General features: G+C 73.4%; 11 protein-coding genes, 3 tRNA genes and 1 pseudogene. 4 read left to right on the top strand and 11 right to left on the bottom strand.

What is annotated here, in order from left to right; translation table 11 throughout:
* Positions 1-113: 113 nt before the first annotated feature.
* The 4 genes from glxA to AC230_RS29360 form a co-directional block, all read right to left on the bottom strand.
* Positions 114-2,084, bottom strand: a complete 1,971-nt coding sequence (gene glxA, locus AC230_RS29345; RefSeq protein ID WP_078871663.1) for a radical copper oxidase GlxA — start codon at positions 2,082-2,084, stop codon at positions 114-116.
* A complete protein-coding gene (locus tag AC230_RS29350; protein WP_049719353.1) occupies positions 2,081-3,940 on the bottom strand; it encodes a glycosyltransferase family 2 protein in 1,860 nt (619 codons plus the stop codon). Before AC230_RS29350 ends, glxA begins: the two co-directional genes overlap by 4 nt.
* A gap of 247 nt (positions 3,941-4,187) precedes the next feature.
* Positions 4,188-4,877: a FadR/GntR family transcriptional regulator gene (locus AC230_RS29355; protein WP_049719354.1), complete on the bottom strand. Its 690-nt coding sequence runs from the start codon at positions 4,875-4,877 to the stop codon at positions 4,188-4,190.
* 101 nt (positions 4,878-4,978) lie between these two features.
* A tRNA-Lys gene (locus tag AC230_RS29360) sits at positions 4,979-5,052 on the bottom strand.
* Between the two features lie 220 nt (positions 5,053-5,272).
* Between AC230_RS29360 and AC230_RS29365 the strand changes: the two genes are divergently transcribed.
* The gene (locus tag AC230_RS29365) at positions 5,273-6,145 is read left to right on the top strand and encodes a C40 family peptidase (RefSeq protein WP_157868685.1); all 873 of its coding nucleotides are present in this window, start codon (positions 5,273-5,275) and stop codon (positions 6,143-6,145) included.
* 238 nt (positions 6,146-6,383) lie between these two features.
* Positions 6,384-6,977 carry a lytic polysaccharide monooxygenase auxiliary activity family 9 protein gene (locus AC230_RS29370; protein WP_049719356.1) on the top strand — a complete coding sequence of 198 codons (594 nt, stop codon included), beginning with the start codon at positions 6,384-6,386 and terminating at the stop codon, positions 6,975-6,977.
* Here the strand turns inward: AC230_RS29370 and AC230_RS29375 are convergent.
* The 5 genes from AC230_RS29375 to AC230_RS29395 all read right to left on the bottom strand — a co-directional run bounded on the left by AC230_RS29375 (position 6,947) and on the right by AC230_RS29395 (position 10,101).
* Entirely contained in the window at positions 6,947-7,813 is an 867-nt protein-coding gene (locus tag AC230_RS29375) for a cytochrome c biogenesis CcdA family protein (protein WP_049719357.1), read from the bottom strand. The two genes, AC230_RS29370 and AC230_RS29375, sit on opposite strands and share 31 nt — an antisense overlap.
* Positions 7,810-8,628, bottom strand: coding sequence for a DsbA family protein (locus tag AC230_RS29380; RefSeq protein WP_049719358.1), 819 nt, complete (start codon positions 8,626-8,628; stop codon positions 7,810-7,812). Before AC230_RS29380 ends, AC230_RS29375 begins: the two co-directional genes overlap by 4 nt.
* Positions 8,629-8,703: 75 nt before the next feature.
* Positions 8,704-9,075, bottom strand: a complete 372-nt coding sequence (locus tag AC230_RS29385; RefSeq protein WP_049719359.1) for a hypothetical protein — start codon at positions 9,073-9,075, stop codon at positions 8,704-8,706.
* Positions 9,076-9,140: 65 nt separating this feature from the next.
* Positions 9,141-9,214: transfer RNA gene (locus AC230_RS29390), tRNA-Lys, on the bottom strand.
* 125 nt (positions 9,215-9,339) lie between these two features.
* Positions 9,340-10,101: an IclR family transcriptional regulator gene (locus tag AC230_RS29395; RefSeq protein ID WP_049719360.1), complete on the bottom strand. Its 762-nt coding sequence runs from the start codon at positions 10,099-10,101 to the stop codon at positions 9,340-9,342.
* Positions 10,102-10,345: 244 nt separating this feature from the next.
* Here AC230_RS29395 and AC230_RS29400 point away from each other — a divergent pair.
* Positions 10,346-11,424 (top strand): annotated as a pseudogene (locus AC230_RS29400) (LLM class flavin-dependent oxidoreductase).
* A 78-nt stretch (positions 11,425-11,502) separates the two neighbouring features.
* Here the strand turns inward: AC230_RS29400 and AC230_RS29405 are convergent.
* The gene (locus AC230_RS29405) at positions 11,503-13,287 is read right to left on the bottom strand and encodes a putative bifunctional diguanylate cyclase/phosphodiesterase (RefSeq protein WP_078871664.1); all 1,785 of its coding nucleotides are present in this window, start codon (positions 13,285-13,287) and stop codon (positions 11,503-11,505) included.
* Positions 13,288-13,701: 414 nt separating this feature from the next.
* Here AC230_RS29405 and AC230_RS29410 point away from each other — a divergent pair, with 414 nt between their 5' ends.
* On the top strand, positions 13,702-14,940 hold the full coding sequence (locus AC230_RS29410) for a M6 family metalloprotease domain-containing protein (RefSeq protein WP_049719361.1): 1,239 nt from the start codon (positions 13,702-13,704) through the stop codon (positions 14,938-14,940).
* Positions 14,941-15,005: 65 nt separating this feature from the next.
* Here the strand turns inward: AC230_RS29410 and AC230_RS29415 are convergent.
* Positions 15,006-15,079: transfer RNA gene (locus tag AC230_RS29415), tRNA-Lys, on the bottom strand.
* Positions 15,080-15,091: the final 12 nt, after the last annotated feature.

Consider the following 15,091-nt stretch of genomic DNA (forward strand, 5'->3'; position numbering starts at 1 on the left):
GCGGGGGGCTGAAATCAGCCCGTCCGGCGTTCGAGGACCAACGCGGCGAAGGCGCGTTGCCCCGCGCGGGAGCGCGCGGAGACGGTGAAGGGGCGGGTCCGGGGCGAATCTCCCTACTTCTCCGCCGGAGGCACCCGCACCCACACCGCCTCCGACGGCGTGTCCTGATCGTCCACGACCACCAGCATGTACCAGCCCGGCGGCACCAGCGAAGGATCCTTCGGGAGGGTGACGGTCACCGAGGACGAACCCTCCCGCCTCATCTCCAGCGCGATGGACCGCTGTTCGACGTTGGTCACATGCGTGAACGACCCCGGCCGGATCAGCCGCGCCTTCGCGACCGGCCGCGCGGACGAGACCCGGTACGACGCCCGCCCCCCGAGCTTCACGACCTGCGGCGCCGTGCTCCTGATCGCGGGACGGCCGTCGCGGAAGAGATACGGCGGGGTGTAGAGGTCGATCTGTTGCTGGAAGACGCCGGGCATCGTGTTGTCCTTGTCCCGGAAGAGGGAGTCGGAGCCGAAGGCCATGACGCGCCCGTCGGGCAGCAGCAGGGCACCCGAGTGGTAGTTGCGGCCGACGAGCGGATCGGCCACCGCGTGCGAGGAGTTGGTGCGCGGGTCGTAGATCTCGGCCCGGAGGACGTTGGAGTCGCTGCGCCCCCGGTAGTCACCGGAACCGTTGGTGGTGAGGACGGTGTCGTCGGGGAGGATGACGCTGCTGGGGTAGCGGGCCTTGGCGTAGAGGTCGGGCCCGTCCCGGAAGCGGGGGCGGTCCGTGTGCAGGTCCACGATCCGCGTCCGGGCGGTGGACTTCTTGTCCTCGCCGACCCCGCCGCCGCCGAGGACCATGTACCGCTGGTCCTGGGCGGGGGGCAGGAGGACGGACATGGACGTCTCCAGGACGTCCGGATCGCTGATGCCGGGGACGGGGATGAACGAGTTGTTCCCCAGGTCCCAGACGCCGGGCTCGCGGCCCTTGTCGGCCGGGCCGTAGCCCGCGTTGGAACCGGTGTAGAAGATCTTGCCCTTGTCGGTGAGGAAGAGGGCGGGGTAGGTCGGGAAGAAGCGCTCCTGCGGCAGGTAGCTCCACTTCTTGGTCTTCGGGTCGTAGATCTCGTTCTTCCCGGGGACGACCTGGCCGATCTCGTCGAGGCCGGAGACGGAGAGGACCCGGCCGTCCTGGAGGGTGGTCAGCGTCGGATACCACCGCGCCTCGTTCATCGGGTCGACGGTGACGTAGCGCTCGGCGACGGGGTCGAACTCGAAGGAATCCCTGATGCCTTGGAAGTCCTTCTTGTCGAACGACAGCTTGTTGGCGATGCCGTAGAAGTTGCGGGCGTCGTCGCCCTTGAGGCCGTCGATGCGGTAGTTGTCGGTGAGGCCGGTGGCGTACTCCTGGCCCTTCCTCAGGGCCTCGACGTAGACCCGGGCCGTGCTGACGGTGACCTTGACCTTGCCGTCCTTGCCCTGCTCCTTCTTGGCGCGCGGGACGAGCACGGCGTCCTTGGACTCGAAGGACTTGCCGGTCTGCTTCCCGGTGAAGACCGTGCCGGCGGGGAAGGTCATCGGCTTGTCGGGGTTCTCGTTGTGGACGACCATGAGGCCGCCGGCCTTGGTGACGTCGCCCTCCAGCTTCTCGTAGCGCTGGGTGCCGCCGGCGACGAGGAGCCGGCCGTCCGGCAGCTGGGTGTGGCCGGCGCAGAAGAGGTCCTTGGGGGTGGGGATGTCCTTGAAGGTGTTCGCCCTGGGGTCCCACAGGACCGTGCGGAAGGACTTCGCCTTGAAGTTGGCCGCGTTGTTGCCCGAGCCGGCGACGAGGAGCACCTTGCCGGTGTGGAGCAGGGCGGCGTGGATGGTGTTGATGCGGTACTCGTCGGGTACGTCCACGACCTCCCAGTGGCCGTTCTTCGCCTTGTAGCCCGGCTGGTTGATCTTGTACTCGTGGTACTGGCCGGAGGCGTAGCCCCAGATCGCCGGCCCGTTCATGCCCGCCAGGGCGAGCACGACCGCCGCACCGACCGCGGTGCGGCGGGTGCGGCGGCTGAGCAGGCGGTTCCGGAATTTCACGGTCCGGAGTCTCATGGCTGGGTCCCCTCGGGCTGTTTGCCGTGGTGCTCGGTCCACCACCAGGCGGCGACGGGCGCGACCGTGATCACGACGGCCAGCGCCGCCCAGGTGCGCATCGCGGCGTGGGCGTGGCCCAGGAAGAACGAGGCCACCAGTGAACCGCCGAAGATCAGCAGGAAGAAGAGGTGGATGCGGAAGGTGCCGAACAGGGTGTCCGGACTGGCCGAGTCGCCCTTGGGCGTCACCACGAACCGGCTCCTGCGGCGCAGCACGGCGTCCAGCAGGGAGCGGGCGTAGACCGGGGCGGAGAGCGCGGACATCACCATGCCGGCCACCCCGCCGGAGCCCTCGGGCTCGTGGGGGGAGACGTTGTGCCGGCGGTTCCAGACGTAGAGGCCGATCTGGAGGGCGGCGGCGTCGCTGTAGAGCATCATCCACACCTGGGAGTCGATCTGGATGCCCGCGGCGCCGAGGCCCAGGAAGAGCGAGCAACTGAGGGCGCCGAGCATCCAGTTGACCGCGGTGACCGGGTAGTAGACGACCATCAGCGTGTAGTTGAGGAAGGGGCCGGGGCGCAGGGTGAAGGGGCCCTTCCAGTACTGCTTGAGGAGGGTCTCGTAGGTGCCCCGGGACCAGCGGAGCTGCTGGGTGAAGAAGTCCGTCCAGGCGTTCGGGCCCTCTCCGACGGCGAGCACGTCGGGGGTGTAGACCGAGCGCCATTTGCGGCCGGTGGCGGGGTTGCGGTGGCGGTGCAGCTCGAAGCCGGTGGCCATGTCCTCCGTGATGGAGTCGTAGAGGCCGCCGATGCCCTTGAGGGCGCTGATGCGCACGGCGTTGTTGGTGCCGACGAACATGGGGGAGCCGTAGCGGTTGCCGGCGCGCTGGATGAGGGCATGGAACAGGAACTGCTGGCTCTCGGCGGCCTTGGTGACCGCCGTGTCGTAGTTCCCGTACACCTGAGGTCCAACGACGAAGGCGACATCCGGGTCACGGAAGTAACCGAGCATGCGCTCCAGGAAGTTGGGCAGCGGCACGTGGTCGGTGTCGACGGAGGCGAAGAAGTCGTAGTCGTCGCCGTGGGCGTCGAGCCAGGCGTTGTAGTTGCCGTGCTTGGTCCTGGCGCGGTGCGGGCCCTCGGGGCGGTTCCACCTGTCGACGCCCTTGCGGGAGAAGTGGTGCACGCCCAGGCGCCGGCAGACCTCCTTGACCTCGGGGTCGTCGCCCTCGTCGAGGAGCCAGACGTGCACCGGGCCGCGGTGGCGCACCCGGACCGCGGCCTCCAGGGTGCGGGTGACCATCCCGATCGGCTCCTTGCCGGGGACGAACGAGGTGAGGAAGGCGACCCGGGTGCCGGTCTCCGGGACGACCGGTATCGGGTCGCGGGCGACCAGGGTGGCGTGGGCGTTGGAGACGACGTTCAGCGTGCGGAAGATCTCGATCAGGCCGATGGAGACCAGCATGACGGCGTCGAGGATCCGCATCGTCGTGGTCGCGTGCTCCCGGTGCGTCCAGTGCGAGGGCTGGAGGAGCCAGACCAGCAGGACGACGGAGACGACGGGGGCCAGGCCCAGCAGCAGGGCGGCCTGGACGCGGTGCGGCTCGTCGGCCAGGAGGCTGCGGTAGCGCACCCGGTAGGGGCCGGGGCCGGGCTGGGTGAGCGGGCCGGCCAGGCGGCTGTAGTGCTCGTAGTCGTAGCGCGGGCGGGTGGGGCGGTGCGGCCGGGGCGGCGGGGAGGGGCGGGGCGCGGGTCTGCGCCGCCCGTCCTCCGGCTCCGGCGGGGCCGGGATGCGCAGCCGGGTGGCGACCGAGGGGTCGCCGGGCACGGGCTCGCGAGGAGCCGTGCGCCGCGCGTCGGCAGGCGTGGACGTCATGGATCGTTCCCCCCGTACGGTCGTTCCCCCGCACGCGGCGACGCCGCGTGGTGTGCTGGTGCGCGGGCCCGCCGGCCCCCCTCGGCCGGTGCCCGGTGCCGCCCGGCTTCCCCGGCCGGGCGTGCGGATCCACCGGCACCGGCTCCCTCCGGTGCCGTCAACTCCCCGCGGTCGCGGTGACGTTGGGACAACTGTTGGATCAGGATCTCGGACCCCGCGTCATGATCGCAAGGTTGAAACAAGCTGTTTACCGGGCAAAGCGGTATGCCTTTCGGAGACGTGTACGAATGTCGCAGAAGTGATCGCGGATGGCCTCTTCTGTTCGTACCGCGTCACCCGCCCTGACGGCCGCGACGATCTCCCGGTGCCGGGCGGAGACCGTCCGCGGGTCCGGGGGCGCGGTGGTGCGCACTCCGTCGCGCAGCCGGTGGAAGGCGCTCCAGAACGCCTCGGGCACGGCGTCGATCAGCGGGTTGTCGAGCCCCCGGCAGAAGACGGCGTGGAAGGCGCGGTCGGTCTCCGCCCGGACGGGGCCGGTGAGCGCCTCGTCCTCCATCCGGGCGACGATGGCGTCGAGCTCGGCCAGGTCCGGCTCGGGCATCCGGCCGGCCAGCCGCCACGCCAGCCCGGTCTCGACGGCCTCCCGCAGCTCCAGGAGCTGGAGCAGGCTGTCCTCGCCGCGCCGGTGGCCGGCCACGGTGCGGAAGGCGAGGCCCTCGGTGATCGGGGCCATGGTCATCGGGCCCACATAGGTGCCGAAGCCGTGCCGGATCTCGACGATGCCCATCGCCTGGAGCGCCTTGAGCGCCTCGCGGACACAGGTGCGTCCCGTCCCCAGCAGCTCCGTGAGCTCCCGTTCGGTGGGCAGGGGCGCCCCCGGCGGCAGCCGGCGGTCGATGACGATCTGCTTGATCCGCTCCAGGAGGTCACTGGCCATTGGGAGACTGTGCCCTGCCGGCATCCGCTTGGCCATCACACGAAAGCCTTGGGCAACGCCGAGAGGCCCCTCACGGTGAGTGAGGGGCCTCTCGGCTGTCGTGCGCCGCCAGGGACTCGAACCCCGGACCCGCTGATTAAGAGTCAGCTGCTCTAACCAACTGAGCTAGCGGCGCCTGCTGACAGAGAAAACTCTACCTCACTCCTGGGGGTGCTTCCGACCACCCTGGCGGAGTACCCCCGGACCGGGGGCTCCGCCGCTGGTCGCGGCGGTGGGCGGCCCCCGGGGACGGCCGGCGGAGTGCGGGGCGCGCGGACCGTTGAGAAGCTGGCCGGGCGGGCGTCCGGCCCCGGCCGCGGGCCGGTCCGGAAGGCGGCGGAAGGGAGCGGAGAGCGGTGAGCGACCCGATATCCGGCGACCGCCCGCGGGCCGGGGGGCCTGCGGAGAGTGACGACGAGGGGGGTGTCCGCCGTGGCGCCGTGCGCGGCGCCCTCGTGGTGGCGGTGGGCGCGGCCTTCCTCGCGGGCTCCGGTCCGGCCGTCGCCTGGGCCGGGGAGCCGCCCGACCCCGCGGTGATGGCCCCGGCCGCCGGCGACCCGGCGCCGGAGGGGCGACCGGAGGCCGGGGAGCCGGCGGTGGAGGGGGCGCCGGCGGAGGACGGGGTGCCGGCGGTGGAGGGGCGACCGGAGGCCGGGGCGCCGGCGGTGGAGGGGGTGCCGCTGCCCGTCGGCGCGGCGGCCGGCCCCGGAGCGGAGGCGGTAGCGGAGGCGGGCGCGGAGGCGGCGTCCGGCCCGGAGGAGGGGCTCGCCGGGGCCGAGGAGGAGGGGGGCGGCGGGGTGTCCGCCGCCCGGAGGCTGGAGGCCGCGGTCGCGTACGCCGTGGCGCACATCGGCGACCCGTACGCGCTCGGCGGGCGCGGGCCGCACCGCTGGGACTGCTCCGGGCTCGTACAGGAGGCGTACCGCCGGGCGGGCGTCCGGCTGCCGCGCGTCGCCGCCGATCAGTACCGGGCGACCGCGCGGGTGCCGCGCCGGTCGCTGCGCCGGGGGGACCTGGTCTTCTGGTCCTCCGACGGGCGGGCCTCCGGGGTGCACCACGTGGCGATCTACCTGGGCGGCGAGCGGTACGTGGAGGCGGCGCGGCCGGGGACGAAGGTGCGGATCTCGACGTTCTCGCGGAACCGGCCGCGGCTCTACGGGCGGGTGCGGCTGCCCGCGGGGCGGGCGTTGCGGGCCGCGGCCGCGGACGGCGGCGTCCGGCCGGACTGAGGCGAAGGGGGCCCGGACTGAGGCGAAGGGGGCCCGGGCCGAGGGCGAAGGGGGCAAGGCCCTTCCCGTGAACGGCGGCCGAACCGTCGCCGTCTTTGGCCTGGACATGACTATTGCCCGGCGCTAGCCTCCGTCTTGGTCTAGACCGCATGGTCCGGACGCGGCGGCCCGTATGCGGCGGTCCGCCGCGCCGGCATCCCCCACCGGCTCACGAACCCCCCACGTTCAGGAGCGAAGTATGCGCAAGAAGATCAGTGCGGTGATCGTCGGCATCGGTGTCACCTGCGTCTCCCTCTTCTCCACGGCCAGTGCGGGGGCGCACGGTTACACCGACGCCCCCACCAGCCGGCAGCGGTTCTGTGCCAACGGCACGGTGCAGGACTGCGGCGAGATCCAGTGGGAGCCGCAGAGCGTCGAGGGCCCGAAGGGCTTCCCCAGCCACGGGCCCGCGGACGGCACCCTCTGCGCGGGCGGCAACAGCCGCTTCGCCGAACTCGACGACCCGCGCGGCGGCCAGTGGCCCGCCACGGACCTCACGGCCGGACAGCCCACCACCTTCCGCTGGCGGCTGACGGCCCGCCACGCGACCACCGACTTCCGCTACTACCTCACCAACGACCACTACGACCCCACCCGCCCGCTCACCCGCGCCGACCTGGAGCCGGAGCCCTTCCTGACCGTGCCCTACGGCGGCCGGATACCGGACGCCACGGTCACCCACCAGGGCACGATCCCCGCCGGCCGGACCGGCAAGCAGCTGATCCTCTCGGTCTGGACGATCGCCGACACCGGCAACGCGTTCTACGCCTGCTCGGACGTCCGGCTGTCCTGATCGTCGTCCGCCTCACCGGCCGGCGGGCGGCGCAGCGCGATCCGCGCCAGGACGCCGGCCACCGCGAGCGCGGCGACGGCCAGCAGGACGTGGTCGGGCACCGCGTTGCCCAGCCGGGAGGCGGTCTCCTCGAGGCCGGCCTCCTGGTCGGCGTCCAGCAGGCCGGGCAGTCCGGTCGTGCCGTCGTACAGCAGGAACAGGACGCCGATCCCGATGAAGAACAGCCCGGAGAGCAGGGAGGTGGTGTGCAGCCGCAGCGGCCCGAGCCGCAGTTCCCGGCCGCGCAGCCAGCGCCGGCCGCCCAGCTTGAAGCGGTCCCAGAACAGGGCGAGGAGGAACAGCGGCAGCGCCATGCCCAGCGCGTAGACGGCGAGCATCGCGGCCCCGCTCGCGACCTCGCTGCGCATGGCGGTCATGGCCAGCACCGAGCCGAGGATGGGCCCGGCGCAGAAGCCGGCCAGGCCGTACACACAGCCCAGGAGGAAGGTGGACGCGGCGGTGGTCGGGGTGATCCGGCCGGCCGCGGCCTGGGCCTTCTTCGAGGCGAAGCCGAGCCCGAGGATCTGGGCGGCGCCCAGGGCGATCACGATCCAGCCGCCCGCGGTGACCAGCGCGTCGCGGTGGCCGTTGAAGAGCCGGCTGGCGGCCGTGGAGGCCGCACCCAGCGGGACGAGCGTGGTCGCGAGGCCGAGGTAGAAGACGCCGGTGCGGGCGAGCAGCCTGCCGGGGCTCGCCAGCGAGTAGGCGAAGAACGCCGGCAGCAGCAGCGCGCTGCACGGGCTGACCAGGGCGAGGACACCGCCGAGGAAGGCGGCGAGGTAGCCGATGTCCGTCACTTGCCGGCCTTCGCCCGCGCGGCCTCGGCGGCGGCCTTCGCCTGCGCGATGGCGGCCTCGAACTCCTCCATCGGCTGGGCGCCCGCGACGGGCCGGCCGCCGACGAGGAAGGACGGGGTGCTGGAGACGCCGATCCCGTAGCCCTGCTCCTGGTCCTTCTTGACGGCGTCGGCCGCGGCGGAACCGTTCATGTCCGAGCGGAAGCGGTCGAGGTCGCGCACTCCGGCGGTACGGGCCAGGTCGACCAGCTTGTCCTCGGCGAGGGCGTCGCCCTTGCGGGTCTTGGCGTACACCTCGTCGTGGAACTGCCAGAAGCGGCCCTGCTGCCCGGCGGCCCAGGAGGCCCGGGCGGCGCGCACCGACGGCTCGCCGAAGATCGGGAAGTTGCGGAACTCGATCCGCAGGACGCCCGTGTCGACATACTTCTTGATCAGCTCGGGCTGGCTGTCGCGCGTGAACTTCCCGCAGAACGAGCACTGGTAGTCGGCGTACTCCACCATCACCACGGGGGCGTCCGGCTTGCCGACGGCCATCGGGTCGTCCTCGGCACGGCGGCTGGTGGTCCGCTCGACCTGGTTGTAGAGGGCCTGCTGGGGGTCGGCCGAGGAGGACGCGGAGGGCTTGCGGTCGTCGCCCCCGGAGCCCTTGGCGATGGCGATGCCCGCGGCGACGACGGCCACGAGCAGGGCGACGACGGCGCCGGCGGCGGCGAGCCGGCGGGAGCGGGTGGTCCGGGCCTTCGCGGCGGAGGGCTTGCCGGCGGCCGGCTTCTTGGGTCCGGGCTTGCCGGTCTTGGCGGAGGTGCTGGGGGACATGGCGGGGGAACTCCCTGGTCGGGCGGAATCTGGGCATGCCGGGGCGCGGCCCGGCGACGGGCCGTGCGGGCGGGTCTAGATCCGCAGGACGGGGAGGAGCTCGGCGGCCCCGGCGACGGTTCCGGGCGGGGCCCGGGGGACGCCGAGCCGCTGGTGGGGCGCCCGGGGCAGCGGGGAACGCGCGGTGCCGGCCGCGGTGAGCGGGTCGGTGTGGCCGTGCGCCACGACAGCGTCGGCGCCCTTGAGCGGGACGTCGAGCGGCCGGCAACTGCCGCCGCCGTCGTCGCGGACGCCGATGTGCGGCGGGGTGAACGCGCCGTCGGGGGAGGTCGCCGTGGGGACGGAGGCGGGTGCCGTGGCGGCCGTGGCCGCGGGGGCGGCCGGGCCGAAGAGGGCCACGAGGAGCAGCAGCAGACAGGCTGCCGCCGTACGGCGGTGCTGGGGCACCGGCTGCTCCTTCCTCCTCTGACGAAGAAGGCCCCTCACCAAGGTGAGGGGCCTTCTTCTGTCGGTGCGCCGCCAGGGACTCGAACCCCGGACCCGCTGATTAAGAGTCAGCTGCTCTAACCAACTGAGCTAGCGGCGCCTGCTGACGGAGTAAATACTACCTGGTCCCGAGGGGTGCTCCGTACCACCCGCCCCGGAGGGCCCTCCGGCCCCGGGATTCCGGGCCTTGCGCGCCCGTGGGGACCGTCTCGCGTGGGGCCCGGCTCAGTGCAGGGCCAGCGAGAGCAGCATCGGGGCCGCGTGCCGGTTCAGCTCCTCGGCCGCGCGGCGCAGCCGGTGGGCGTGCGCGAGCGGGAGGGAGAGGGCGAGCGACCCCACGCGTTTCCCGGCGGTGATCGGGACGGCGGCGCAGACGGTGCCGACCGCGTACTCCTGGAGGTCGAGGACGGGCACGGTGGCGGGCTGGGCCGCGAGCCGGGTCAGCAGCGTCCGCTCGTCGGTGATCGTCCGCGAGGTGAAGCGGGCGGCCCGGTGGCGCGCGAGGTGGTCGCGCCGGTCGTCGTGGGCGAGCTGGGTGAGCAGGCACTTGCCGACCGCGCTGGCGTGGGCGGCGGTGCGGAAGTCGACCCACTCGTGGACCCGGGGCGTGCACGGCCCGTCCGCGTACTGGGTGATCCGGACCTCGCCGTCGACGTAGCTGCTCAGGTAGACCGCGGCGCCGATGGTGTCGCGCAGCCGGGACAGGGAGTCCTGGAGCCGGTGCGTCAGGGCGGTCTCCCGCCCGGGGCCGGTGGCCAGGGTGTCCAGCGCGGGACCGGCGGCGTAGGCGCCGTCGCCGACGCGGGTCACGTAGTGCTCGCGGTGGAGCATCGAGAGCAGCGGCGTCAGACGGCCGGCGGGCAGGGCGGTCTCACGGGCGAGCTGGGCCTCGCTGACCCCGCCGACGTGCCTGGTGACCGCTTCCAGGACGCGCAGGGCCTGCTGTACCGAGTGGAACGGTGTGATCGGCTCGGGCTTGAGCGCCACGGTCTCCCCTTGGCTGGTTGCGCGGGTGTTCCGCTTCTCACGATAGGGGCGAAGGGGGCCCTCCGGAGAGCCTGTTGGCGAGAAACGGCGCGGAGTGGGTGGCTCTGTTCTGTGGCGCTGGTCATGGGCATATGCCGTCCGCATGAGGGGCGGGGGGCGAGGGGGCGGGGAATAAACCGGAGAGGGGCTCCGGTTGGCCTCCGTCGAGCAGTGTTGCGACAGGCGAGCAGGGAGGCGGGCCACCGTGGCCGAAGCGCAGTACGGAACGACGACCGACGGACGGGCCCCGGTGCGGCTGTCCGTCCTGGACCTGGCCACCGTCGGCAGCGGACGGACCGCCGGGCAGGCGCTGGCGACCACCGTCGAGCTGGCCCGCCTCGCCGAGCGGCGCGGCTACCACCGCTTCTGGGTCGCCGAGCACCACTCGATGCCCGGCGTGGCCAGCTCCTCGCCGGCCGTGATCCTCGCCCACCTCGCGGCGCACACCGACCGCATCCGGCTCGGTTCGGGCGGGGTGATGCTGCCCAACCACGCGCCGCTGGTGATCGCCGAACAGTTCGGCACGCTGGAGGCGTTTGCGCCCGGGCGCGTCGACCTGGGGCTCGGGCGCGCGCCCGGCACGGACGGCGCGACGGCGGCCGCGCTCCGGCGCACCGACCGGCTCGGGGAGGGGGCGGACGACTTCCCGCGGCAGCTCGCCGAGCTGATCCGTTTCCTTGACGACGATTTCCCCGACGGTCATCCCTACGCGCGGATCCACGCGGTGCCCGGCCCCGTGCAGGGCCGGGTGCCCGGCGGTGTGCAGCGGGCCGACCGGCCCGCGGTCTGGCTGCTCGGCTCGTCCGGCTTCAGCGCCCGGCTGGCCGGGGCGCTCGGCCTGCCGTTCTCCTTCGCCCACCACTTCTCGGCGGCGAACACCCTGCCGGCCCTGGAGCTCTACCGCTCCTCCTTCCGCCCCTCCGCGGTGCTCGACCGCCCGTACGCGAAGATCGGCGTCCAGGCGCTGGCCGCGGACGACGCCCGGGAGGCGCGGCGCCAGGTCATGACCGGTGCCCTGGCGATGCTCCGGCTGCGCGGCGGCCGCCCCGGTCTGGTGCCGACGCCGGAGGAGGCGGAGGCGTACGAAGGGAGCGCCGCGGAGCGGGAGTCGTGAAGGACTGGGTGGGGAATGTGGTGTACGGGACGCCGGACGAGGTGCGGGCGGGGCTGGACGCGCTGGCCGCGCGGACCGGCGTGGACGAGTTGATGATCACGGCGAACGTGCACGGGCCGCGGGCGAGGCTGCGGAGCTACGAGCTGATCGCGGACGCGTACGGGATGTGAGGCGGCGGATGACGCCCGGCGCACGCCCCCGCGCGTGCGCCGGGTCGAGCAGGGGCGCGGCCTCCGCGGCGGGCGCTCCTACACCACCGCCCCCGCTCCCGCGCCCAGCAGCGCGGAGATCCGCTCCGCGCCCACCGGCCGGGAGAAGAACCAGCCCTGTCCCGTGTCGCACCCGATCCGCCCCAGCCGTTCCGCCTGCTCCGCGCTCTCCACGCACTCCGCCGTCACGGTCAGCCCCAGCCGGTGGGCGAGCTGCACCAGCGCCTCGACGATCGTCTCGTCGGCGGGGTTGGGGTGCTCGTCCGTACGGAAGCCGTGGACGAACGACCCGTCCAGCTTGAGCGCGGAGACGGGCAGCCGGCTCAGGTAGGCCAGGTTCGAGTAGCCGGTCCCGAAGTCGTCGATGGCGATGGCGACGCCCATGTCGCTGAGTCTGCGCAGCTGTTGGAGGGGGCGCCCGGCCGATCCCATCACCGCCGACTCCGTGAGCTCGAGCTGGAGCAGCCGGGCCGGCAGCCCCGTGCCGTCGAGGATCGCGGCCACGTCCGCGACCAGGTCGGAGTCCCAGACCTGGCGGACCGCCACGTTCACGCTCACCACCAGTGGCTCGGCGGGCCGGGCGAGCTGCCAGCGGCGCGCCTGCCGGCAGGCCGTCTCCAGCACCCAGCGGCCCAGCGGCACGATGGCGCCGGTCTCCTCGGCGAGCCCGATGAACCGATTCGGCGCCAGCGTGCCGAACTGCGGGTGGTGCCAGCGGACCAGCGCCTCCACCCCGCGCACGACCCCGTCGACGAGCCCCACCAGCGGCTGGTACTGCAGGACGAACTCACCGCGCTCCACGGCCGGCCGCAGCGTGCTGGAGAGCGCCTGCCGGGTCATGCGGTGCGCGTTGCGCTCGGGGTCGAAGAGCGCCCAGCGGGCCTTTCCGTCCGCCTTGGCCCAGTACAGCGTCGTGTCCGCGGCCTGCATCAGCTCGGTCGCGTGCGTGCCCGCCGTCGGGCGTTCGACCACGCCGATGCTCGCGGAGACGGCCAGCCGCTGCCCGTCCACCTCGAACGGCCGCTGGAGCGCGGCCTGGACGGCGCCGGCGAGTGCGACGAGCTGCTCGGTGCCCGCCGACTCCTCGACGAGCAGGGCGAATTCGTCGCCGCCGAGCCGGGCCACCAGGTGGCCGCCCCCGGCCGCGCACTCCCGCAGCCGGCGCGCCACCGCGCACAGTAGGCGGTCGCCGGCCCGGTGGCCGAGGGTGTCGTTGACGGCCTTGAAGCCGTCGAGGTCCAGGTAGCACAGCCCGATCCGGCCGTGGCCGTCCGCGGCCGCGAGCGCCGCGGCCAGGCGCTCGAAGAACAGGCTGCGGTTGGGCAGCCGGGTCACCGGGTCGTGCATCCGCAGGTGCCGCAACCGGGCGCGCAGGTCGCGCCGTTCGCTGATGTCCGCCACCGAGAGCAGCGCGTCGCGGCCGCCCGGCAGCGGGGTCACGGTCACCTCCGCCCAGATCGCGCGGCCGCCCGGACGGCGCAGCCGGCGGGTGCAGTTGAGCCGTGCCCGGCGGCCGAGGAGCACCTCCCGGTAGGCGTTCCAGACCCGGGAGTCCTCCCGCAGTCCGGTGAACTCGGCCGCGGGACAGTCCTGGAGGCGCGCCGCGTCGGTGCCCAGCAGGGCGCCGAGGGCGTCGTTGGCGACGCGCACCAGGCCGTCGGGGCCGACGACGGCCATGCCGAGGTGCGCGGCCCGGAAGGCGGCGCGGAAATCGTCCGCGTCGACGCCGCGTTGCGTGGAGTCACCGATCGTGACGCTGCGTTGTGTGACGACGGGCACCGTCGCACCCGGCGCGCCGCCCTGGCCGTCGAGGGTTCCGCTCACCGCTCGCTCCCGCGTGGCATTCGTTTCCGCACTGTCCGTGCGGCGTTCGTTCCGGTGCAGTTCCGCAATCGCGCTCGAAGTGGCGACATTCTGCGGTCGGTTGGGGCATTTGGTGCTGCGCATGGGGTGTTCGTGGGGATGGTGCGGGGGCCGCTCGGGCGGCCGGGGCCCCGGTCCGGGGGCCGGGTCTCCTCGGTGCGGCGCGTCGCCGACCGTTTCCGCGCGTCCATGTCCGCCGGGGGCCGGAGCCGTATGGACGCGCTTCCCGATGTGATCTCGCTTGACCGTCCGTGACTGAGGGTGATGTACCCAGAAGTCGGCCCCATCACTCGACTGGGGGACTGGAACAGGGCATAACGCCACAAATCACTCAAGGCTGATGGCGGTGTCCCGAATCCGTCCCGGGAGGTCGACGTGGTGCGTCCGCAGACACCCCGGGGGGCGGAACGGCCCCGCCTGCGCCGCCTGGGTGCCGTGCTGACCTCCCTGTGCGCCATCGCCGCGACCCTGGTGGCGGGCCCCGCCCACGCGGCCGGCCCCGGCGGGCCCTGCGCGCTCCCGCGCAGCGAGGCCCACCACTCCGAGGGCCTCGACACCTGGAACCCCTCCTACCCGCGCCCCCTCGGCCGCCTCGACGCGGTCATGGTCTTCCTCTCCTTCCCCGACTCCCGGCCGGTCGCCACCCCCGCACAGCTCGCCGCGGACCACTTCCCGGCCACCTCGCGCTTCTTCGAACGGGCCTCCTACGGGCGGTTCACGGTGCGCGCCCACCCCGTGAACCGCTGGTTCCGGATGCCCCGGCCCTCCACCGCGTACCGGATACAGCGCGACTGGGACGGCGAGCTGCGCACCGCCTACCTGCGCGACGCCATCGCCGCCGCGCGCGGCGGCGTGGACTTCGGCCGCTACGGGCTCGTCTACCTGGTCGCCGACCCGGACGCCCCCGGGGTGGACTCCGACGCGACCAAGGTCGTCAACCTCGACCGGCCGCTGGAGGTGGACGGCGCCGAGCTGCGCCGCGTCGTCACCGTCTTCGAACACCATCCGCCGGACCGCAACGTCCTCGCGCACGAGACCGGCCACGTGCTGGACCTGCCCGACCTCTACCACCGGCCGTCGGAGGGGAAGGGCGACTGGGACACCCACGTCGGCGACTGGGACCTCATGGGCAGCCAGTTCGGGCTCGCCTCCGACCCCCTCGGCTGGCACAAGTGGAAGCTGGGCTGGATCGACGTCCGGCAGGTGGACTGCGTCACCTCCCGGGGCAGCGGCCTGCACACCCTGCTGCCGCTGGAGGAGCGGCCGCGGGCGGGGCAGGACCGGCCGGCCCGGCTGCTGGTGGCCCGCACCGGACGGACCGGCGCGATCGTCGCCGAGGTCCGCGTCGCGTCCGGCAACGACGCCGCCACCTGCGCGGAAGGGGTGCTGGTCTACCGGGTGAACAGCGAGACGCCGTCCGGCGGCGGGCCCGTGCGGGTGCTGGACGGGCACCCCGCCACCCAGGCGTGCGCGGGCGAGGCCGTCTACCCGCCGCTCGCGGACGCCCCGCTGGCCGTGGGCGAGACCCTGGAGGTCAAGCCGGAGGGCGTGCGGATCACCGTCCAGGGAAGGGCGCCGGGCGGGGCGTGGACGGTGCGCATGGACAAGGAGTGACAGGGGCGGTGAAGGGGAAACGAGAAGATCCCCCTCGCTTCCGCGAGAGGGATCTTCTCCGTCTGTGCGCCGCCAGGGACTCGAACCCCGGACCCGCTGATTAAGAGTCAGCTGCTCTAACCAACTGAGCTAGCGGCGCCTGCTGACAGAG

Origin of the sequence: Streptomyces caatingaensis, from assembly GCF_001187435.1 — a bacterium.
Taxonomy (GTDB): domain Bacteria; phylum Actinomycetota; class Actinomycetes; order Streptomycetales; family Streptomycetaceae; genus Streptomyces; species Streptomyces caatingaensis.